We start from the raw sequence: 19509 nt of genomic DNA, 5'->3' as shown, positions 1-19509 counted from the left end.
TGGTCAACACCCACCGCACATCGTCGTCGAGGATCTCGGCGGCGGTGCCCGGGATGGTGTCCAGCCCGGCCTCCCGCAGCTGGATCAGCCACTCGCGGACCGGCACGCCGGCCTTCGCGGCGGCGGTGACGATCTCCATGGGCGAGAACGCGTGCACGTGCATGTCGGGCACCCGGGCCTTGATCGCGCGCACGATGTCGGCGTACCCGGTGACCGGCATCTTCGGGTCGATGCCGCCCTGGAGGCAGACCTCGCTGGCGCCGGCCGCCCACGCCTCCTCGGCCCGGTCGGCGACCTGGTCGACGGAGAGCCGGTAGGCGTCGGCGTCCCGTTCGCGTTGCGCGAAGGCACAGAACCGGCAGCCCACGTAGCAGACGTTGCTGAAGTTGATGTTGCGGTTGACCACGTAGGTCACGTCGTCGCCGACCACGTCGCGGCGCACGTCGTCGGCCAGACGGCACAGCTCGTCGAGCGCCGGCCCGTCCGCGCCGAACAGCGCCAACGCCGCGTCGGTGTGCCGGGGGTCGAGCAGCGCCGCCGGATCGTCGGCGGCGAGCCGCAGCCCGGCCGCCAGGTCACGGTCCGCGCCGCTCCCGGTCGGCGTCGGGGGTACGCCCGCGCGACGCGCCGCCGCCTCGGGTGCGACCTTGCCAGCCACCTCGGACCAGTCGCCGTAGACGCTGTCGAAGTCACCGCGCCGGTCGTCGGTGCGGCCGGTGGTGTCGATGGTGGCGTGCAGGTCGACCCGCCCGCCGAACGTCTCCTCCGGCTCCTGCCAGGGGCGCCCCTGCGGCAGTGCCGACTCGACAGCCATGCCCGTCTCCGGATCGGCGAGCGCGCTCACGTGCGGCAGCAGCCGAGGATCGAGCCACGGGTCACCGGCACGCACGTACTCCGGGTAGATCGTCAACCGCTCCCGCAGTGTGAACCCGGCCAGCTCGGTGTGCCGGGCCAGCTCCTCGATCTGCGGCCACGGGCGCTCCGGGTTGACGTGGTCCGGGGTGAGCGGGGAGACGCCACCCCAGTCGTCGATGCCGGCCCGCAGCAGCAGGTCGTACTCGCCGGCGATGAGATTCGGCGGGGCCTGGATCCGGGCCTTCGGGCCGAGCAGCAACCGGGCCACCGCCACCGTGGCGGCCAGGTCGTGCAACTCCGCGTCAGGCATGCCGCGCATCGCCGTGTCCGGCTTGGCGCGGAAGTTCTGCACGATCACCTCCTGGAGGTGCCCGTACTCCCGCTGCGCGCGGCGGATCGCGAAGAGCGCGTCCACCCGCTCTGCCGGGGTCTCCCCGATGCCGATCAGGATGCCCGTGGTGAACGGCACCCCGACCCGGCCGGCGTCGTCCAGCACCCGCAGCCGGACCGCCGGCTCCTTGTCCGGTGAGCCGAAGTGCGGGCCACCCGGCTCGGACCAGAGCCGGGTCGCGGTCGTCTCCAGCATCATGCCCATGCTCGGCGCGACCGGCTTGAGCCGCTGCAACTCCGACCAGGACAGCACCCCCGGGTTGAGGTGCGGCAACAACCCGGTCTCCTCCAGCACCGCGACCGCGCAGGCGCGCAGGTAGTCCAGTGTGGAGTCGTAGCCACGCTCGTCCAACCAGGTCCGGGCCGCTGGCCACCGCTCCTCCGGCCGGTCACCCAGGGTGAACAGAGCCTCCTTGCAGCCCTGCGCGGCGCCCTCCCGGGCGATGGCCAGCACCTCGTCGCGGTCCAGGAACGGCGCCGGCAGCCGGTGCGGCACCGTCGCGAACGTGCAGTAGTGGCAGCGGTCCCGGCAGAGCCGGGTCAGCGGGATGAAGACCTTCTTGGAGTACGTGACCACGCCCGGCCGCCCGGCGTCGCGCAGCCCGGCGTCCCGGATCCCCCCGGCCACCCGGAGCAACTCGTCGAGCGCGTCACCACGGGCCGACAGCAGTGCGGTCGCCTCGTCGACATCCAGCGCCCGCCCGGTCGCGGCCCGGCCCAGGGCGCGCCGCACGCTCGCGTCGCTCGGGCCGGAGTGGTCGCTCAGGCCGGAGTCGCCGCTCGCGCCGGAGTGGATGCGATCAACCATCCGCTCAGCCTATGCGCAGCGCGAGCCCGTTCGACCGACCAGTGCCCGCACCGTGAGAAACGGCCCACCTGGCTCGGCACCCGGCGCGGTGACAGTGCCCGCTGATCTCGCCGCGCCGGCGCTGGCGATCCCCCCCCTGGTGATCAGGTGATGAAAAGTAGGTGCCAGAGCGTCTGTGGAACTACTTTTCATCACCTGATCATGAAGTCCGGCTCAGCGGGGCTGGTCGGGGTGCTCTCCGGGCCTGATGTGCTGGGTGCGGTCGTCGTCCGAGTCGGTGGGACGGGTGATCGCCTGCGTCGGGTCTGCGGGAGCCGAGTCGGGGTGCGCGATGGCCTGAGTCCTGTCGGCGGCGGCCGAGTCGGCGGGCTGACGCGGAATGGCCTGCGTGGGATCTGCCGACGGCGGCTGCCCGAACGGCGGCGCGGCGGGAGACGGCGGCGCGGGGTTGACCGGCGGCGCGGACTGTGGGAACGGCGGCGCCGACTGCGGCGCAGCCTGGAACGGCGGCGCGGACTGCGGGAACGGCGCGGACTGCGGGTGCGGCGGTGCCGACTGCGGCGCCTGGAACGGCGGCGACGGCTGACCGAACTGGCCCGGGTACTGCGCCGGCGGGTATCCGCCCGGCTGGCCGGCGGAGGGCCATCCACCCTGCTGCTGACCACCAGGCTGCCCCGGCGCCGGCCAACCACCCTGCTGCTGCGGCCAACCAGGATGCGGCTGACCCGGCTGCGGCTGCCCGTAGACGCCGGGCTGCGGCTTGGGCCGCGGCACGTAGTAGTGGGCACGCCAGACCGTGTAGACCACCCACGCGGCGACCGCGAAGACGACCATCCAGGCGAACCGGGTGAGCACCCCGAGGAGCGCATCGAGGATCTCGGCCTGGGCCAGGCGGCCGACCGTCCAGATCAGCATGGTCAACGTGCCGAAGAAGGCGCTGACCGCGTACTCGACGAGGGCCACCTGTGTGATCAGCTTCGCCTTCGGCAGCACCGGCGAGATGTGCGTGGCCAGCAGCACGGCCAGTAACGGCAGAGCCACCGCCTCCACCCCGATGAACGAGTAGAACGCGCTGCCCGCCCGGTCGGTGAAGGAGCTGTAGTCGTTCGGGGCGATCAGGCGGAGCAGGCCCACGAAGAGGAACACGGCGTTGGCGCCGAGCAGCGCGAGCGCAGCGAGCTCGCGTAGTGGCTTGGTCAGCTGACGGGCCTGCGTCGCGTCGGTCGACGCGGGCTCGGCGGGGCTGGTCACGAGCTCCCCCTCGGGGCAGGAACGAACAGGGCGCACGTGAGCCTAGTCTCCCGGGTCACCGGCGGACCGGAGGCGTCACGTGAGCGAGGATGGTCGACATGCGCATCGTGGTTCTGGCCGGCGGCATTGGTGGCGCCCGGTTCCTGCTCGGCGTCCGGGCGTACGCCCGGGACGTCGGCGCGGAGGTGACCGCCGTGGTCAACGTCGGCGACGACCTGTGGCTGCACGGGTTGAAGATCTGCCCTGACCTGGACAGCGTCATGTACACGCTCGGCGGCGGCGCGGACCCGGAACGGGGCTGGGGTCGGGTCGGCGAGAGCTGGACGGTCAAGGACGAGCTGGCCGCGTACGGGGCGCAGCCGACCTGGTTCGGTCTCGGCGACAAGGACATCGCCACGCACCTGGTGCGTTCCACCATGCTCAACGGCGGTTACCCGTTGAGCGCGGTCACCGAGGCGCTGTCCACCCGCTGGGAGCCGGGGGTACGCCTGCTGCCGGCCACCGACGACCGGCTCGAAACCCACGCTGTCGTCGAGGACGAGCAGGGGCAACGGGCGATCCACTTCCAGGAGTGGTGGGTCCGGTACCGGGCTGACATCCCCACCCAGCGCTTCGTGTTCGTCGGAGCGGAGACGGCGAAGCCGGCACCCGGGGTGCTGGAGGCGATCGGCTCGGCCGACCTGGTGCTCGTCGCGCCCAGCAACCCCGTGGTGAGCGTGGCGCCGGTGCTGGCCGTACCGGGGCTGCGCGAGGCGGTCGTGGACGGCCCGGCGCCGGTGGTCGGTGTCTCGCCGATCATCGGCGGTGCTCCGGTGCGCGGGATGGCCGACCGGTGCCTCGACGTGCTCGGCGTCGAGTGCAGCGCCGCCGGGGTGGGCGGCCTGTACGGAGGCCGGCCGGACGGCGGCCTGCTGGACGGGTGGCTGGTGGCCGAGGAGGACGCCGGCACGCTGGTGCCCGATGTGACGGTCCGCGCGGTGCCGTTGCGGATGACCGACGAGGCGGCGACGGCGGCGATGGTCCGCGCCGCGGTGGAGTTGACGTGAGGCTCGAAATCCTGCCGGTGCTCGGCATCGGCCACGTGACCGAGGGTGACGATCTGCCGGCGGTGATCGCGACCGCGGCACCGTGGCTGCGTGACGGTGACGTCCTGGTGGTGACCAGCAAAATCGTCTCCAAGGCGGAGGGGCGACTGGTCGACGTCCCGGCGGACGGGCCGGAGCGGCTGGCCGCACGCGACGAGGTGCTGGCCGGTGAGACCGCCCGGGTGGTCGCCAGCCGAGGGCCGACCCGGATCGTGCAGACCCACCACGGCTTCGTGATGGCCTCTGCGGGCATCGACGCGTCGAACGTGGACAAGACCCAGCTGGTGCTGCTGCCGGTCGACCCGGACGCCTCGGCGCGGGCCCTGCGCGAGGCGCTGCGGGAGCGCTACGAGCTGGATGTCGCGGTGATCATCAGCGACACGATGGGGCGACCCTGGCGCAACGGGCTCACCGACGTGGCGCTCGGCGTGGCCGGAATGCCGGCCATACGTGACCACCGGGGCGAGATCGACCCGTACGGCAACGAGCTGCAGTTGACCCAGATGGCAGTGGTGGACGAGCTGGCGGGCGCCGGCGAGCTGATCAAGGGGAAGTGCGACCAGGTCCCGGTCGCTGTAGTGCGGGGCTACCTGTCTAGCACCGACCCGGAGGACACCGCCGGTGCGCGGGCGCTGGTCCGCGACGCCGCACAGGACCTCTTCTCGCTCGGCACTGCCGAGGCCCGGGCCGCCGGACTCGCCGACGCCGCCACCCTGAGCGACGCGCTCGGCTCGACGCCTGCGGACCTGGGCGCGGTGCGACGGGCGATCGACGCGATCGCCGACGTCGTCGCCCCCGGCACGGTCTTCACACTGGTCGACGAGGCGGAGGTACGCGCCGGACTGGTCGCCGAGATGCCGGGATGGCCAGAGGGCGCGGCCCTGCTGCTGGGCTCGGCCCCGACGCCGGTCGAGCCGATCGGTCTGGTCCGCTTCGGCGCCGACCTGCACCGGCTGCGCGTCGCCCTGGCCGCTGAGGGTGTCGAGTCCACTCTGTTGCCGCCACCGCCGGGCAGCCCGGCGAGCGCCGCGCTCGCTCTGTGAGAGACGGCCGGGTCAGGCGTCCAGCATGGCCCGACCGAGCGGCGTCAACGTGTGCAGCACGCTGTTGCGTTCCCGGTGACTGACCAGCAGGCCGGCGTTGCGCAGGACTGTGGCGTGCTGGCTCGCCGCGGCGGGCGAGATGTTCAGCTGGCGGGCGACCTCGCCGGTGGTGCAGCCCTCGTCGCTGGCCTGCAACACCGCCGCCCGGGTGCGGCCGAGCAGCGCGGCGAGTGAGTCGCGGGTAGCACCGGACGGGGCAGCAGCGATGCCGTCGGCCGGCGCCAGCCCGCCCAGCCGGTCCACCGGGTAGACCAGCACCGGCGGCAACGCCGGGTCGAGCAGCGCGACAGGGGTGCTCGCGCAGAAGAACGACGGCACCAGCAGCAGCCCGCGACCGTCCAGGTGCATCTCCCGACTGTGCGGGTAGTCCCGGACCTCGAGCACCCCGCCGTCCCAACGCATGGCCGGCCGGAGGCTGGTGAGCAGACCCTCGACGCCGCCGTCGAGCAGCGCACGGGCCCGGCGAGCCCGGTCCGCCGCCACCGCGGCCTGGATCCGGTTCCAGTACGGGCTGATCGCCAACGACCGGTACTGCTCCATCGACTCGGCGAGGTGATGCAGCACCGCCACCTCGCCTCGGGCCAGCGCGGCGGCCGAGGAGGGCAACTGGTTCTCGGCGGCCAGCACGCTCAGGTCCCGATGCAGGAGCTCGGTGGGGGTTCGGCGGAGCGCGTCCAGCCCGGCTTCGAAACCGTCGACGCTGGCGTACGGGGTGAGGAAGTCGGGAAAGTAGCCGCGTGGCGGGTTGAGCGCGAACAGCAACCGGAGCTGCTCGGAGGCGACGTCCTGACGCAGCCCTCGGGACACGGAGCGCCGCCAGTGCGCCGTCAACGGATCGCGGTTGCGGCCCTGGAGCACGTGCAGGCTGAGGACCAGCTCCCAGATCGGGTCCGCAGCCGGCGCCACCCGGGTCCGGAGGATGTCCTCCCCAGAAAAATGGATCTTCAGCATGGTGCGCTCCCGTGTCGCCGGCAGGGGGATGCCGGTTGACCGTTCGACTCTACCTGGACGGCACTAATCTCCATCTTTAAGCCTGAGCTGAAAAACCTCGACGTCCTCCGGGCCGGTTCGGCATGCTTCCAGTGCTCGAGCACGAGGTGCCGGCGCGTCCTCGACGTCCCGGCGCAGGGCACCGGGACCGGGGAGGCCCCGGTGATCGGGCGGCACCACGAGGGTCTGCGGCCCTTGCTCCGCAGAGGTGCCGCCCGGTCACCCCACCCACGCATCCTCCCGCCCGACTCAGCCGACCCAGAGCGCGACCCGGTGGTCCTCGTCCGTGACGTAGAACGGCCGCCCGTCCAACTCGGCCACCCCCTCGACGTGGTGGAACGGCGCCAAATCCGCCACCAGTTCCCCGCCGAGCCGGCACGCGTCGTCCGACCTACCGTCCGGGAGTCGGAAACGCACGTGTCGGGAGGTGACGTCACCCCCGCCGGGGTGGTCGTCCAGCAGCACCGATCCCTTGCCCAGCGCGTCGATCGAGCCGATCACGGCCGCGTACCCGCCGTCCGCCGTCGGGCTGATCGCCCGAAAGCCGGTCAGCTCTCCGGGCGGGGTGACCCCGGTCAACACGTACGTGCGCACCGCCCGTGGCCACGCCGGCTCGGCCGTGAACATACCCGGCACGTCGGCCACCTCGACCAGGATCGGCTCACCGGCCTCGGTGACCGGGAAACGCAGCCCGAGCAGCACCGTCCCGCCCGGGGTGAAGGCCGCAGCCTCCACGTTCAACGGCAGGTCGTCCGGGGTGAGGCGACTCACCCAGCTCTTCTCCCGGGCGGTGCCCCTGGCCAGGGTTTCCACGATGAACCGGGCCCGCACCCGTTCCCCCCGGGGCAACAGGACCAGCGGCGACCCGGCGAGGGCGTCGTTCACTGCCCGGTGCAGCCGGAACGAGTTGCGCACCACGTGCACCGGGAGCGGCCCGGCCGCCGCCTCGTCCTCCCGGAACCGGGCCACGAAGGCACGTCGGGGGCGCAGCGGGCCACCCTTCGAGCCGAAGTGGGAGCCGAAGACGTAGACCCAGCCGTCGTGGTGGGCGAGCGCCTCACCGTCCTCGGTCCGCCCGTTCTCCGCACCGGCGTCCGCCAGCACGTGCCGGGCCGTCCACTGGCCGTCGTCCAGTTCCAGCAGCAACGCGAGGCAGCGCTCCACCGGCCCCTCGTCCAGCACTGTCCAGAAACCCCGCCGAGCGCCGTACGCGCGAAGCAGGGCCGCCGACCGCACCGGCAGCAGGTCACTGGCCTCGTTGCCGGCCACCACGAATTCGACGAGTCGCAGGGTCACCGAGCCAGCCTACGGAGCACACGCTCGTACAGTGTCGGGGTGCCCGACACCGCGATCCCCGGACCGACCGCTCACCCGACCGATGCCGCGACGTACACGGCGCTGCACGCCGACGCCACCGCGCTGCTCGGCGACTGGCAGCCCACCAGCCCGGATGCGGCCCGCGCACGGGACCGCACCCTCCGCCTGCTCGACGCCGGCCCGATCGCGATGAGCAGGCAGCACCGCCCCGGGCACATCACCGCGAGCGCGCTGGTCCTCGACGCCACCGGCTCGCGCGTGCTGCTCTGCCTGCACGGCAAATTCGGGCGGTGGGTGCAACTCGGCGGGCACTGCGAGCCGGTCGACCAGACCCTGGTGGCCGCCGCGCTCCGCGAGGCCACCGAGGAGTCCGGGATCGCCGACCTGCGCATCGACCCGGTGCCGATCGACGTGGACGTACACCCGGTGCAGTGCCAGGGTGGCTCCTTGCACCACGACGTCCGGTTCGCCGTGCTCGCCCCGCCCGGGGCGGTGGAGCAGGTCAGCGACGAGGCCGAGGAGCTGGGCTGGTTCCCGCCGGACAACCTGCCCGAGCCACTGGCCGGCGGGACCGTGCAACTGGTCGCGCCGGCCCTCGCAGCCCTCAGACGTAGCCCTCTTCGCCTCGCTCCTTGAGCTCGTCGACCAGGGCCTTGACGTCCTGCGCCCGGTCGCGCGGGCAGACCAGCACCGCGTCCGGGGTGTCCACCACGATCAGGTCCTGCAACCCGAGGACGGCCACCAACCGTCCCGACTGCGGCACGACGACCAGGTTGCTGCTGTCCCGCAGCAGCACACCGGGCTTCGCGTCGGTGCCGAGCACCACGTTGCCCGCGTCGTCGGCCGGCAGCACGTCGCCCAGGGTGTGGAAGTCGCCGACGTCGTTCCAGCCGAAGTCGCCCGGCACTGTCGCCACTCGACCCGCGGTGGCCGCGCCCTCCATCACCGCGTAGTCCACCGAGATCTTCGGCAGGGTCGGCCAGATCGCGCCGAGAACCTCGTCCTGCTCCGGGGTGCCCCAGGCGGCGGCGATCGCGACGACGCCCGCGTGCAACGCCGGCTGTTGACGGGCCAACTCGGCGAGGAAGACGTCCACCCGCCACACGAACATGCTCGCGTTCCACAGGTGCCGGCCCGAACGGACGTACGCCTCGGCGACCTCGGCGCCCGGCTTCTCCTTGAACTCGGCCACCTGCCGCCACGGCGAGCCGTCGGTGTCCTCGCCGGTCTCCAGGTAGCCGTAGCCGGTCTCCGGCCGGGTCGGGGTGATCCCGACGGTCATCAGCATGCCCTGCTCGGCACCGCGGACCGCCTCCTGGACCGTGCGGACCCAGCTGTCCGGGTCGCGGATCAGGTGGTCGGCCGCGAAGCTGCCCATCACCGCGTTCGGGTCGCGCGCCGCGATCACCGCCGCCGCCAACGCGATCGCCGCGCAGGAATCCCGAGGGGACGGCTCGACCAGGATGTTCTCCTCGGGCAGACCGGTCAGCTGCCGGGCCACCGCCGCGACGTGCGCGGCACCGGTGACCACAAGGGTCCGATCCGGTGTGGTCAGCGGCGCGAGCCGTTCCACGGTCGCCTGCAGCAGCGAGGCGCTGGTGCCGGTCAGCGGATGGAGAAACTTCGGGTGGCCGGCGCGGGACAACGGCCACAACCTCGTGCCGCTGCCACCTGCCGGAATGACCGCATAAAGCATCCGCACATCATGCCCGACGAGCCTGTCCGGAGTGGCACGGGTCACCACTCGGGTCGGAGAGTCAGGATCGGGCCCGGCTCCAGGCGGCGATGTGCACCTCGGCGCTGGACTCCCAGGTGAATTCCTTCGCCCGGTCGAAGCCCGCCTTCGCCAGCGACAACCGTCGTTGCTCGTCGTCGAGAAGGGCGGCCAGGTCGGTGCCGATCTGCTCCGGGTCCTCCGACGTGTACGCGACCGCGTCGCCACCCACCTCGGGCAGCGACAGCCGGGGAGTGGTCAGCACCGGGGCGGCGCACGCCATCGCCTCCAGGATCGGCAGGCCGAACCCCTCGCCGTAGGACGGATAGGCGGCGACCAGGGCGCCACCGAGGAAGCCCGGAAGGTCGGCGTAACGCAGGTAGCCGGGGCGCAGCAGGCGCAGGTGCGACGGCACCTCGGCGACGGCCCGGTCGATGTCGTCGTCGTGCCCCTGCCCGCCGGCGATCACCAGGGCCGGCGGGTCGGACCGGTCGGCCACCGCGCGCGCCCAACCACGGATCAGGTTGGGTACGTTCTTCCGCGGCTCCTTGGCCCCGAGGAACGCGACGTAGCTGCTGTTGCCGAGCCCCAGCCGAGCGCGGACTCGGGCCTTCTCCTCCTCGGTGGGAGCGTGGAAGGCAGCCTGGTCGACACCGTGGTAGGCCACGTCGATCCGGGTCGGGTCGGCGTCGAGCAGCCGGATCAGCTCGTCCCGGGTGGCCTTGCTGGGCACGATCACCCGGTCGGCGCGGCGCAGCGAGGTCTTGATGGCGCTGCGGAAGAACGTGCGGCGGGACTTGTCGTAGTGCTCCGGCTCGGTGAAGAACGTCGCGTCGTGCACTGTGACAGTGACCGGACAGCCGGCCCGCAGCGGGCAGGTGTAGAACGGCGAGTGGAGCACCTCCGCACCGACCTGCTGGGCGAGCAGCGGCAGGCCGGTCTGCTCCCAGGCGAGCCGGGCCGGACGGTGGGCCACGGCGGCCGGGGCGGGAATGATCTCCGCACCGGGCAGCATGCGGGTGTAACGCTCCAGGTCGGTGCGGAGGCTGACCACCGCCAGCTCCACCCCCGACCCGCACACCTTGCCGAGGGCACCGAGCAGACCGTCGACGTAGCGACCGACACCACCACGGTCGGCGGGGACACTCGTGGCGTCGATGAGCACGCGGGGCGGGCGACCGGCGGTCACGGGGCGACTCCTTGCACTGGCGGGTCTGTGGGGAAAAACACTCCGGGGGCCAAGCCTACGCCGGAGCGCGGGGGCGGCGCTGACTGCGACCCGACGGTACGCCGACTTGTCATCGCCATCGAGTACGGCCGGCAGGGGCGTATCGTTCGCGCCGATGGCCGACAATATTGCCCGGGTCTTCGCCGATGCGATCGCGACCGACCCGACCAGACCGTTGCTCACCTGGTACGACGATGCCAGCGGGGACCGCACCGAACTTTCCGGCACCACCCTGGCGAACTGGGTGGCGAAGACCGCCAATCTTCTCGTCGACGAGGTCGGCCTCGCCCCGGGCACCCCGGCCGGCGTGTTGCTGCCGCCGCACTGGCAGGCCGCGGCGGTGCTGCTGGGTTGCTGGTCGGCCAAGTTGAACGTCGTCGACACGCCGGGAGCCGTGGACGTGCTCTTCGCCGCCGTCGACCAGTTCGACGAGGCGCAGTCCTGGGCTGCCGACGAGCGGTACGCCCTCGGGTTGGCCCCGCTCGCCGCCCCACTACGGCAGGTGCCGCCAGGGTTCGCCGACTACGTGGTGGAGGTACGCCGGCACGGCGACCACTTCACGCCGCAGCCCGGTCCGGGCCCCGCCGACGCGCGTCTGCTGACCCGGGCCGAGGCCCGCGCCGACGAACTGGGCATTCTTCCCGGCGCCCGGGTCCTCATCGACGCCGCCGGGCACCCCGACCCGGTCGACTGGCTGCTGGCACCGCTGACCCGGGCCGCCACCGTGGTCCTCTGCGCCAACCAGGACCCCGCCCGGTTGGCCGACAGGCTCATCACCGAGAGAGTCACCCACTCCCTCCGGTAGTCCGGTCGCCGTGCCCTGCGGAACGTCCGACGTGCGCGCCCGCGAGTGGGCCGACTAGGTGCTGAGTCTCCCTTTGCTCTGCACCCGCCGATGCGCCAGCCGCCACCCACCGACCTTCCCTTTGCTCTGCACCCGCCGATGCGCCAGCCGCGTCGGCCCGCACCGACCTCCACGGACCAGTGCGGGACTCCGACTGGCGCATCCGGGGGTGCAGAGCAAAGGGGCAAACAATCCCGGGTCGGGGTCGGGGTCGGGGTCGGGTCGGGGCCGATCGCCGCGACGGGCGTGGACGCGGGGAAGGTGAACAAGGGACGCGGACCAGGCCTCGGGCGGGCCCTCCGAGCCCAGCGCGGGAGGTCTCAGACGGGCGTTCCGGTCGGGGGACGGCGTTGGGCCAGGGCCGCGAAGGCGGTCAGGGACTCGGGGTTGGCCAGGGCACCCTTCGCCGCGGCCTGGTCCACCGGCGTGCCGGTGAGGATCTTCTTGACCGGCACCTCCAGCTTCTTCGCCGACAGGGTGCGGGGCACCGACCGCACCTGGTGGATCTCGTCGGGCACGTGTCGGGGCGAGAGAGCGGTGCGGAGTTCGCGACAGATCGTCGCGCGCATCGCGTCGTCAAGGGTCAGACCCTCGGCGAGCACCACGAAGAGCAGCAGCTCACCGGCGCCACCCTCGTCGTCCTCCAGGTGCACGACGACGGAGTCGAGCACCTCGTCCAGCCCCTCGACCACGGAGTAGAACTCGGCGGTGCCCAGCCGCACCCCACCACGGTTGAGGGTGGCGTCGGAGCGTCCGGTGATCACGCAGCCGCCCCTCTCGTTGATGGTGATCCAGTCGCCGTGCCGCCACACGCCGGGGTAGACGTCGAAGTACGCCTCGGCGTAGCGGACGCCGTCCCTGTCGTTCCAGAAGCCCACCGGCATGCTCGGCATCGGCTCGGTGATCACCAACTCGCCCAGTTCACCGATGACCGGGGTGCCGTCGGCGGAGCGGGCCTCCACCTTCGCGCCCAGGGCACGGCAGGCGATCTCACCGGCGTACACCGGCAGCAGCGGCACCCCACCGACGAAACCGGTGCACACGTCGGTGCCACCGGAGAGCGACTGGAGCTGGAGGTGGTCGCCGACGGTCTCGTACACCCAGTGGAAGCCCTCGGCGGGCAGCGGCGCACCAGTGGAACCCACCCCGCGCAGCGCGGACAGGTCGGCGATCTCCCGTGGGACCAGCCCGGCCTTGCGGCAGGCCAACAGGAACGGGGCTGAGGTGCCGAAGTACGTGGTGCCGGTCTCCGCCGCCAGCCGCCACATCCCACCGAGGTCGGGGTGGCCGGGATTGCCGTCGAAGAGCACGATGGTCGCGCCCACCGCCGGGCCCGAGACCAGGAAGTTCCACATCATCCAGCCGGTGGTGGTGAACCAGAAGAAGCGGTCCGCCGGGCCCAGGTCGTGGTGCAGGGCGAGCATCTTCAGGTGTTCCAGCAGGATGCCGCCGTGGCCGTGCACGATCGGCTTGGGCAGCCCGGTGGTGCCCGAGGAGTAGAGAACGTAGAGCGGGTGGTCGAACGGTACCGGCGTGAACGTCAACGGCTCGTCGGTCGGCGCGGCCAGCTCGGCCCAGCCCAGCTCGCCGTCCTGCGGCGTCGCCTGCGGGTCGAGGTAGGGGATGCTGACGGTGTGCCGCAGCGACGGCAGGGCGGCCCGGATCGCCGCCACCTCGGCGCGCCGGTCCACCGGCTTGTCGCCGTAGCGGTAGCCGTCCACGGCGACCAGCACGGTCGGCTCGATCTGCTGCCACCGGTCGGTGACGCTGCGGGTGCCGAACTCGGGCGCGCAGGACGAGAAGACAGCGCCCAGGCTGGCGGTGGCCAGCAGGAGGACGTACGTCTCGGGAATGTTGGGGGCGTACGCCGCCACCCGGTCACCGGCGGTGACGCCGAGCCGGCGCAGCCCTGCCGACACCCGGCGCACCTGCGCACGCAGCTCCCCGGCGGTCAGCGTGACCGGCGGTCGGGTCTGCCCGTGCGCGATCACCACCGGGTCGTCGTCGACCCGCCCCGGCATCCGCAGCACGTTCTCCGCGTAGTTGAGCGTGGCCCCGGGGAACCAGCGGGCCCCGGGCATCCCCCGCTCGGCCAAGGTGGCGGTCGGCGGGGTGTGCGCGATCACCTCGAAGTGATCCCAGATGGAGCGCCAGAACCCGTCCAGATCGGTGGTGGACCAGCGCCACAGCGCGTCGTAGTCGGCGAAGTCCAGCCCTCGGTGCTCCCGCAGCCAGCGCAGGTAGCCGCCGATCCGGGACCGCTCGCGTACGTCCGCCGGCGGCGCCCACAGCATGTCACCCACTGGTCCACCCTCCCCTGGCCCGGCACGACGTTGTGAATGGGCCGTGGCGCCATCTTGCCCTACCTCGAAGCGCCATTCTGCGCACCGGGTGCGCCGACCGACGCGTGCCCGTCCCACACTCCACCCCGCCGACCCATGTGGGTCAGCCGGCGCGGTGGGCCTGGATGGCGCGGCGGCGGGCGAGGCGGTGCGCCCGGCGGATCTCCGCCTCCTTGTACCGGCGCTCGTCCTCCGCGGTCTCCGGCAGCACCGGGCGGACCGCCCGCGGCGCCCCGCCGACGTCCACGCCGACGAAGACCAGGTATGCGGTGGCCACCCGCACCGCCGCGTCCTCGGCCGAGTCCCACCGTTCGGCGACCACCCGCACGCCGACCTCCATCGAGGTCTGGCCGGTCCAGTTCACCTGCGCGTGTGCGTGCACCAGGTCACCGACCCGGACCGCCTCGGAGAAGACGATCTCGTCGATCGCCGCGGTCACCGCCGTGCCTCCGCTGTGCCGGGCCGCGGCGGCGCCCGCCACGTCATCGACGAACTTCATCAGGACCCCGCCGTGCACGGTGCCGTAGAGGTTCACGTCCACAGCGGTCATGATCTTGCTCAGCGTGACGCGCGAGTACGACGTCGGCTTGCCGACCGGTGCGGCGGAGAGGTGCTCAGTCATGTCGAAAACGGTACGGTGCGCGGATGCGACATCTCTGGAGCTTCCTCGCCGGGCTGGTGGTGGCGCCCATCACCTGGGTGCTGGTCACACTGGGGCAGGACGGGTCGAGCCGGACGGTCGACCGCTGGGTGGAGATCGGCACGTTCAACACCGCCAACCTGATCGAGCCGGCCGTGTACCTCGGTGTCGGCGGTGTCCTGTTGGGCCTGCTCGGCACGCTGCGTTTCTCACCGCTGGGCCCGCTGGTGGCCGGATTGCTGCTGGTCACCCCGTACATCGGGATGTTCGTGGCGCCGTTCGCGGTGCGGGACGCGATCCCGCACGGGTGGAAGGTGTTCGGCGATCCGCTGCCGCTGCGGCTGCCGGTGGAGAACGGCACGCTCTTCCTCGTGGGCCTGCTGCTGCTGATGGCGACCTTCAGCATGCAGCGGTGGCGGCAATGGCCCCACCCGGCGACCGAGCCGGCCGCGACGCCGGCCCCCGTGCCGGACGGAGGCCCCCGCAACGACGACTTCACCCTCACCGACTGGCCGCCGGCCACGCCGACGGAGCGGGACACCGCGCCGCTCACTCTGGGTTACCCGGCTGATTCGACGCCGACCGAGCCGCTGCCGCGCCGGGTCGGTGGCGAGTCGCCCTGGTCCGCTCCGCCGCGCGGTCAACCGCGCCCGGAGGACACCACCGAGATCCGCTGAATCGTCGGGCGGGCCGGGTGACCGGCCCGCCCGCTGTCTCGTGCGGCCCTAGTGCACCGCGACCGCGAGGTCCGGGTCGACGGCGCCGAGGCTGGCACGGGGGACGACGACGAGCATGACCACCAGGGCGGCGGCCATGCCGCCCGCGATGACGATCGCCATCGGTACGCTCCCGGTGCCGAACAGACCGGCCAGGGGCGCGGACAACGCGCCGATGCCGAACTGCACCGCGCCGAGCAGCGCCGCGGCGGTGCCAGCGGCCTCGCTGTGCCGGCTCATGGCCAGCGCCGGCGCGTTCGGCAGGGCGAGGCCGGCGGCGGCCAGGACCAGCCACAGTGACGCGAGCAGGGTGCCCAGGCCACCGATGCCGGTCGCCGCGAACATGACCAGCAGCAGGCCGGCCGCCGTGCCGGCGATCAGGGCGCTGACCAGGATCTGCTGCGGGGTGTAGCGGCGCAGCAGCCGGACGTTGAACTGGGTGGCCCCGATCAGGCCCACCGCGCCGGCCCCGAAGGCGATGCCGAACTGCTGCTCGTCGAGGCCGTACTCCTGCTGAAGCACGAACGACGAACCCGAGACGTACGCGAACAGGGCAGCCATCGCCAGCCCGGCGACCAGCACCAGGCCGACGAACGCCCGGTCGTTGAGCAGCCCCCGGTAGTCGCGCACTGTGGCAGCCACCCCTCCGTGCCGTCGACGCGCCACCGGAAGGGTCTCCTGGAGCTGGAGCGCGGCCACGACGATCAGCAGCGCACCGAGCACCGCCAGCGCCGCGAAGACGCCCCGCCAGTCGGTCCAGCTCAGCAGGCCGCTGCCCAGCGTCGGCGCGAGAATGGGCGCCAAGCCCATGACGAGCATCAGCCGGGAGAAGATCCGGGCGAAGGACGCCCCGCTGAACAGGTCGCGGACGACGGCCGTGGCGACAACTGTGGCGGCCGCGACACCGAGCCCCTGCAGCACGCGCAGCGCGCCGAGCACCTCGATGTTGGGCGCGAAGACGCACAGCACGGAGGCCACGATGTGCGCGGCCAGCCCAGCCAGCAGCGGAATCCGCCGTCCGACCACATCGGAGAGCGGACCGATCAGCAACTGGCCCAGGGCGAGACCGACAAGCGTGCCGGTCAGCGTCAGCTGCACAGCGGTCTCGGTGGTCTGGAGACCTGCCGTGATGGCGGGCAGCGCGGGCAGGTACATGTCGATGGTCAGCGGCCCGATCGCGATCAACGCCCCCAGCACGAGGACGAGTTGCACCCGCTGACGGTTGGTCATCAGATCGCCGGGCAGGACGCCCTCGGTGATCGTCGGATCTGCCGTGCGGGTGCCCGCTCCGGTCTCTTCCACGGACTGCTTCATCATCTCGATCTCTCTGCGGAAGCGGGTGTCTCGTCACACGCGGTGCGGGGCGTCCCCGCACCCGCAGGAGCAGCGGGCATGGTGGGGGGAGGCGAGGACATGACGAGCAGGGGTCGTGGTGGAGGTGAACGCCCGGAAGGCGTACGACGTTCCCAGTGTGTGGGGTGTCACGCCTCGACGGATCGCGGTCGACGGATGCCAGGTGTGACGGCGGTCACGGCAGAACGAGAACCGAAGCGGGGGTACGCGTCGTCTTGCCTTTCGTGAGACGAAGTCTGGACGGGCTCGACGAGGGCGAACTGCTCCGCCGGGTCGCTCGGGGCGACCGACGCGCGTTCGACGCGCTGTACCGGCGTACCGCCCCCTGGTTGACCGCACGTCTGCGTCGGCGCTGCGCCGACGAGGACGTGGTGGCCGAGGTGTTGCAGGAGACGTACCTGGCGGTGTGGCGGTCGGCCGGCAGTCAGGCGCAGTCGTCCTCCGCGTCCGGCAGCGCCGTGGGCTGGCTGTGGACGATCGCCGCCCACCGGCTGGTCGACGCGTTCCGCCACCGGGCTCGACGCGAGCGGATCCCGGCGGTGCAGACCTTCGAGACAGTGGCCCCGGCCGCCGAGGAGGAGGCGCTGGCCGGCGGGTTGGACGCCAACCTCGAAAAGGCCCTGCACGCGCTACCCCCGGAGCTACGGCAGGTACTCCGCGCGATGGTCCTCGACGGGTTGACCGCCCGGGAGACGTCGCTGCTGCTCGGCATGCCGGAGGGGACCGTGAAAACCCGCGCGCGACGGGCCCGAATCGCACTCCGGGAGGCGCTGTCATGACCACTCACCCCGCACCCGCTCTCATCTCCCACTACGCCTCGGGCGGTGTGGGCGTCGACGACGCGACCATCTGGGCGGTGGAGGCGCACCTGGAGACCTGCGCCGACTGCCGGGCACTGCTGACCGATGCTGTCGACCCCGGCACGCGTGACCTGCTGGACCGGGTCGCCGGCACTGTCGCCGCCGGGATCGCCAGCGGTCCGGGGCCGGTGCGACGGCGGCGGCTACGGCGTACCGGGGTGGCCGCCCGGATCCTGCCGTGGCTCGGCACCGCCGCCGGGCTGATGCTGGCCGCGGTCCTGTTCGAGAAGACCTTCGCCACCCTGCCGTCACTGGTGCTGCTTGTCGCGCCGGTCGCGCCGCTGCTGCCGGTGGCCGCCGTCTGGAGCCGGCGCGTCGACCCGGCCTGGGAGTTGACGACCACCACACCTCGTACCGGCCTGCCGCTCCTCATGCGCCGCACGTTGGGGGTGCTGGTCGCGGTCCTGCCGGTGCTGGCGGTGGCCGGCTGGGGCACCGGGCACTCCCCCGGCCTCTGGTTGCTGCCGGCCCTGGGCTTCACCGCCGGGGCGTTGGCGCTCGGCACTGTGGTCGGGATCGACCGGGCCGCCCTCACGTTGGCGCTCACCTGGTCCGTGGGTGTGGTGGCCCCGAGCCTGGTCGGCGGGCGACTCCCGGCCGTCCTCGCGGGCAGCAGCCTGACCGGTTGGGCGCTCATCACGGTGCTGTTGCTGGCCGTGGTCTTCGTCCAGGCCCGATGGCGGTCGCAGCTACCCACCAGCACCTTCCGATGACGAGATACGGAGACATGATGATGCGTACGGTCAGCGTGGCGGAGACCGCGCCGTCGACCTACCCGTGGGCGGTGCACGCCGAGACGTTGCAGGTCAAGGCCGGCCGGCACCTGGCGGTCAACGGTCTGGACCTGTCGTTGGGCATCGGCGTACACGGGCTGCTCGGCCCCAACGGCGCCGGCAAGACGACGTTGATGCGGGCCCTCGCCACCGTGGTGAAGCCGTCCGCTGGTCGACTCACACTGCTCGGCGAGGACGTCACGTCCGGCGCGGACCTGCGCCGGGTACGACGTGGCCTGGGCTACCTGCCGCAACACTTCGGCTTCTACCCGCGTTTCACGGTCCGGGAGTTCGTCGAGTACCTGGCCTGGCTCAAGGAGATGCCGAAGGCGGTCATCCCCGGTGCTGTGCAACGGGCCATCGAACGGGTGGGTCTAGCGGACCGCGCCGACTCCCGGATGAAGACGCTGTCCGGCGGGATGCTGCGCCGCGCCGGCATCGCCCAGGCGATCGTCAACGACCCGGCGGTGCTGCTGCTCGACGAGCCGACGGTCGGTCTGGACCCGGAGCAGCGCCTCGACTTCCGTGAGCTGCTGCGTGAGATCGGCCTGGACAGCTGCGTACTCGTCTCCACCCACCTGGTCGAGGACGTCGCTGTGGCCTGCACCGACGTGGTGCTGGTCAGCGAGGGCCGGTTGGTGTGGCAGGGCAGCACCGGTGAGCTGGCCGAGCAGGGCGGCGCCGACGACGCCGGCGACAGCGCCACCGAACGCGGCTACTCGTCGGTGCTGCGCGCCTACCGTGGGCGGGTGTCGGCGTGACCGGACGAATTCTGCGCATCGAACTCCGCCGGTCGGCGGCGGTGGCCGTCGCCCTGCTGATGCTGGTGACCGGCACGGTCCTGCTGCTCACCGCCACCCAGTTCTTCGCCGGGCGCTGGATGCAACTGGCGGTCACCACCCGGACGATGCTGATGGTGCTGCTCCCACTCGCGCTGGCCGGCGGGGCGTGGCTGGGGCGGCGCGACGCGCGTAACCGGGTCGACGAGTTGTTCGCCAGCACCGTCCGGCCACGGTGGCAACGCGTCGGCCCGACCGCCGGCGCCCTCGCGATCGCGGTGGTGACCGCGTACCTCCTGGTGTTCCTCATCGCGGCCGGATGGGTGGTGCGGACGTCGGCGTACTTCCCGGCCAGGGCGATCGTCGTGACCGCGGTCGGCGTCCCGGCGTTGGTCGCCGCGGCCTGGCTGGGCGCCGGAGAACACCCCGCCGACAGTGCCGCAGCTCGACGTCCGGGCCGC

17 protein-coding genes and 1 pseudogene are annotated in these 19509 nt (G+C 72.3%); 9 read left to right on the top strand and 9 right to left on the bottom strand.

Annotation, left to right across the window (positions count from 1 at the left end):
• A partial coding sequence (locus tag ACWCO3_RS15095; RefSeq protein ID WP_450010406.1) for a bifunctional FO biosynthesis protein CofGH occupies positions 1-2053 on the bottom strand: 2053 nt, incomplete at its 3' end.
• Between the two features lie 213 nt (positions 2054-2266).
• A complete protein-coding gene (locus tag ACWCO3_RS15090; protein ID WP_358161830.1) occupies positions 2267-3304 on the bottom strand; it encodes a hypothetical protein in 1038 nt (345 codons plus the stop codon).
• 98 nt (positions 3305-3402) lie between these two features.
• On the opposite strand from ACWCO3_RS15090, the gene cofD reads away from it, so the two are divergent.
• Entirely contained in the window at positions 3403-4350 is a 948-nt protein-coding gene (cofD, locus tag ACWCO3_RS15085) for a 2-phospho-L-lactate transferase (protein ID WP_358161832.1), read from the top strand.
• Positions 4347-5432 (top strand): coenzyme F420-0:L-glutamate ligase, encoded by a 1086-nt coding sequence (locus ACWCO3_RS15080; RefSeq protein ID WP_145786388.1) that lies wholly within the window; start codon positions 4347-4349, stop codon positions 5430-5432. The genes cofD and ACWCO3_RS15080 overlap by 4 nt, the downstream gene beginning before the upstream one ends.
• Positions 5433-5444: 12 nt before the next feature.
• Here ACWCO3_RS15080 and ACWCO3_RS15075 read toward each other — a convergent pair whose 3' ends face one another.
• Together ACWCO3_RS15075 and ACWCO3_RS15070 are read right to left on the bottom strand one after the other, a co-directional pair.
• Positions 5445-6443, bottom strand: a complete 999-nt coding sequence (locus tag ACWCO3_RS15075) for an ArsR/SmtB family transcription factor (protein ID WP_145786387.1) — start codon at positions 6441-6443, stop codon at positions 5445-5447.
• A gap of 288 nt (positions 6444-6731) precedes the next feature.
• Positions 6732-7778, bottom strand: a complete 1047-nt coding sequence (locus tag ACWCO3_RS15070; RefSeq protein ID WP_145786386.1) for a DUF4185 domain-containing protein — start codon at positions 7776-7778, stop codon at positions 6732-6734.
• Between the two features lie 39 nt (positions 7779-7817).
• Between ACWCO3_RS15070 and ACWCO3_RS15065 the strand changes: the two genes are divergently transcribed.
• Positions 7818-8435 carry an NUDIX hydrolase gene (locus ACWCO3_RS15065; RefSeq protein ID WP_208745233.1) on the top strand — a complete coding sequence of 206 codons (618 nt, stop codon included), beginning with the start codon at positions 7818-7820 and terminating at the stop codon, positions 8433-8435.
• Here ACWCO3_RS15065 and ACWCO3_RS15060 read toward each other — a convergent pair.
• Positions 8404-9495, bottom strand: coding sequence for a mannose-1-phosphate guanylyltransferase (locus tag ACWCO3_RS15060; RefSeq protein WP_145786385.1), 1092 nt, complete (start codon positions 9493-9495; stop codon positions 8404-8406). The genes ACWCO3_RS15065 and ACWCO3_RS15060 overlap by 32 nt on opposite strands.
• Before the next feature lie 61 nt (positions 9496-9556).
• Positions 9557-10702: a glycosyltransferase family 4 protein gene (locus ACWCO3_RS15055; protein WP_145786384.1), complete on the bottom strand. Its 1146-nt coding sequence runs from the start codon at positions 10700-10702 to the stop codon at positions 9557-9559.
• A 154-nt stretch (positions 10703-10856) separates the two neighbouring features.
• Here ACWCO3_RS15055 and ACWCO3_RS15050 point away from each other — a divergent pair, with 154 nt between their 5' ends.
• Positions 10857-11546, top strand: a complete 690-nt coding sequence (locus ACWCO3_RS15050) for a TIGR03089 family protein (RefSeq protein ID WP_357930693.1) — start codon at positions 10857-10859, stop codon at positions 11544-11546.
• Positions 11547-11905: 359 nt separating this feature from the next.
• Here the strand turns inward: ACWCO3_RS15050 and ACWCO3_RS15045 are convergent, their stop codons facing one another.
• On the bottom strand, positions 11906-13888 hold the full coding sequence (locus tag ACWCO3_RS15045) for an acetoacetate--CoA ligase (RefSeq protein WP_145786382.1): 1983 nt from the start codon (positions 13886-13888) through the stop codon (positions 11906-11908).
• A gap of 142 nt (positions 13889-14030) precedes the next feature.
• Positions 14031-14549 carry an acyl-CoA thioesterase gene (locus tag ACWCO3_RS15040; RefSeq protein ID WP_145786381.1) on the bottom strand — a complete coding sequence of 173 codons (519 nt, stop codon included), beginning with the start codon at positions 14547-14549 and terminating at the stop codon, positions 14031-14033.
• Between the two features lie 23 nt (positions 14550-14572).
• Here ACWCO3_RS15040 and ACWCO3_RS15035 point away from each other — a divergent pair, with 23 nt between their 5' ends.
• Positions 14573-15244, top strand: coding sequence for a hypothetical protein (locus tag ACWCO3_RS15035; RefSeq protein WP_145786380.1), 672 nt, complete (start codon positions 14573-14575; stop codon positions 15242-15244).
• Positions 15245-15292: 48 nt separating this feature from the next.
• Here the strand turns inward: ACWCO3_RS15035 and ACWCO3_RS15030 are convergent, their stop codons facing one another.
• Positions 15293-16600, bottom strand: coding sequence for a multidrug effflux MFS transporter (locus tag ACWCO3_RS15030; protein ID WP_450010400.1), 1308 nt, complete (start codon positions 16598-16600; stop codon positions 15293-15295).
• Positions 16601-16860: 260 nt separating this feature from the next.
• Between ACWCO3_RS15030 and ACWCO3_RS15025 the strand changes: the two genes are divergently transcribed.
• From ACWCO3_RS15025 to ACWCO3_RS15010, 4 genes and pseudogenes are all read left to right on the top strand, one after another.
• Complete coding sequence (locus ACWCO3_RS15025; RefSeq protein ID WP_208745232.1) at positions 16861-17415, top strand: RNA polymerase sigma factor; 555 nt, start codon at positions 16861-16863, stop codon at positions 17413-17415.
• Positions 17412-18209, top strand: coding sequence for a hypothetical protein (locus tag ACWCO3_RS15020; protein WP_450010398.1), 798 nt, complete (start codon positions 17412-17414; stop codon positions 18207-18209). The genes ACWCO3_RS15025 and ACWCO3_RS15020 overlap by 4 nt, the downstream gene beginning before the upstream one ends.
• Before the next feature lie 20 nt (positions 18210-18229).
• A complete protein-coding gene (locus ACWCO3_RS15015) occupies positions 18230-19030 on the top strand; it encodes an ABC transporter ATP-binding protein (protein ID WP_450010408.1) in 801 nt (266 codons plus the stop codon).
• Positions 19027-19509: pseudogene (locus tag ACWCO3_RS15010) on the top strand (ABC transporter permease); the annotation flags it as partial. The gene ACWCO3_RS15015 and the pseudogene ACWCO3_RS15010, both read left to right, overlap by 4 nt.

The organism is Micromonospora sp. NPDC002411 (assembly GCF_053592955.1).
This window is presented reverse-complemented; position numbering and strand designations above follow the sequence as displayed.

Coding starts and splice junctions, on each gene's coding strand:
- ACWCO3_RS15050 (WP_357930693.1), top strand. CDS start 10,857: ATGGCCGACAATATTGCCCGGGTCTTCGCCGATGCGATCGCGACCGAC.
- ACWCO3_RS15020 (WP_450010398.1), top strand. CDS start 17,412: ATGACCACTCACCCCGCACCCGCTCTCATCTCCCACTACGCCTCGGGC.
- cofD (WP_358161832.1), top strand. CDS start 3,403: ATGCGCATCGTGGTTCTGGCCGGCGGCATTGGTGGCGCCCGGTTCCTG.
- ACWCO3_RS15030 (WP_450010400.1), bottom strand. CDS start 16,600: ATGATGAAGCAGTCCGTGGAAGAGACCGGAGCGGGCACCCGCACGGCA.
- ACWCO3_RS15075 (WP_145786387.1), bottom strand. CDS start 6,443: ATGCTGAAGATCCATTTTTCTGGGGAGGACATCCTCCGGACCCGGGTG.
- ACWCO3_RS15015 (WP_450010408.1), top strand. CDS start 18,230: ATGCGTACGGTCAGCGTGGCGGAGACCGCGCCGTCGACCTACCCGTGG.
- ACWCO3_RS15040 (WP_145786381.1), bottom strand. CDS start 14,549: ATGACTGAGCACCTCTCCGCCGCACCGGTCGGCAAGCCGACGTCGTAC.
- ACWCO3_RS15035 (WP_145786380.1), top strand. CDS start 14,573: ATGCGACATCTCTGGAGCTTCCTCGCCGGGCTGGTGGTGGCGCCCATC.
- ACWCO3_RS15060 (WP_145786385.1), bottom strand. CDS start 9,495: ATGCTTTATGCGGTCATTCCGGCAGGTGGCAGCGGCACGAGGTTGTGG.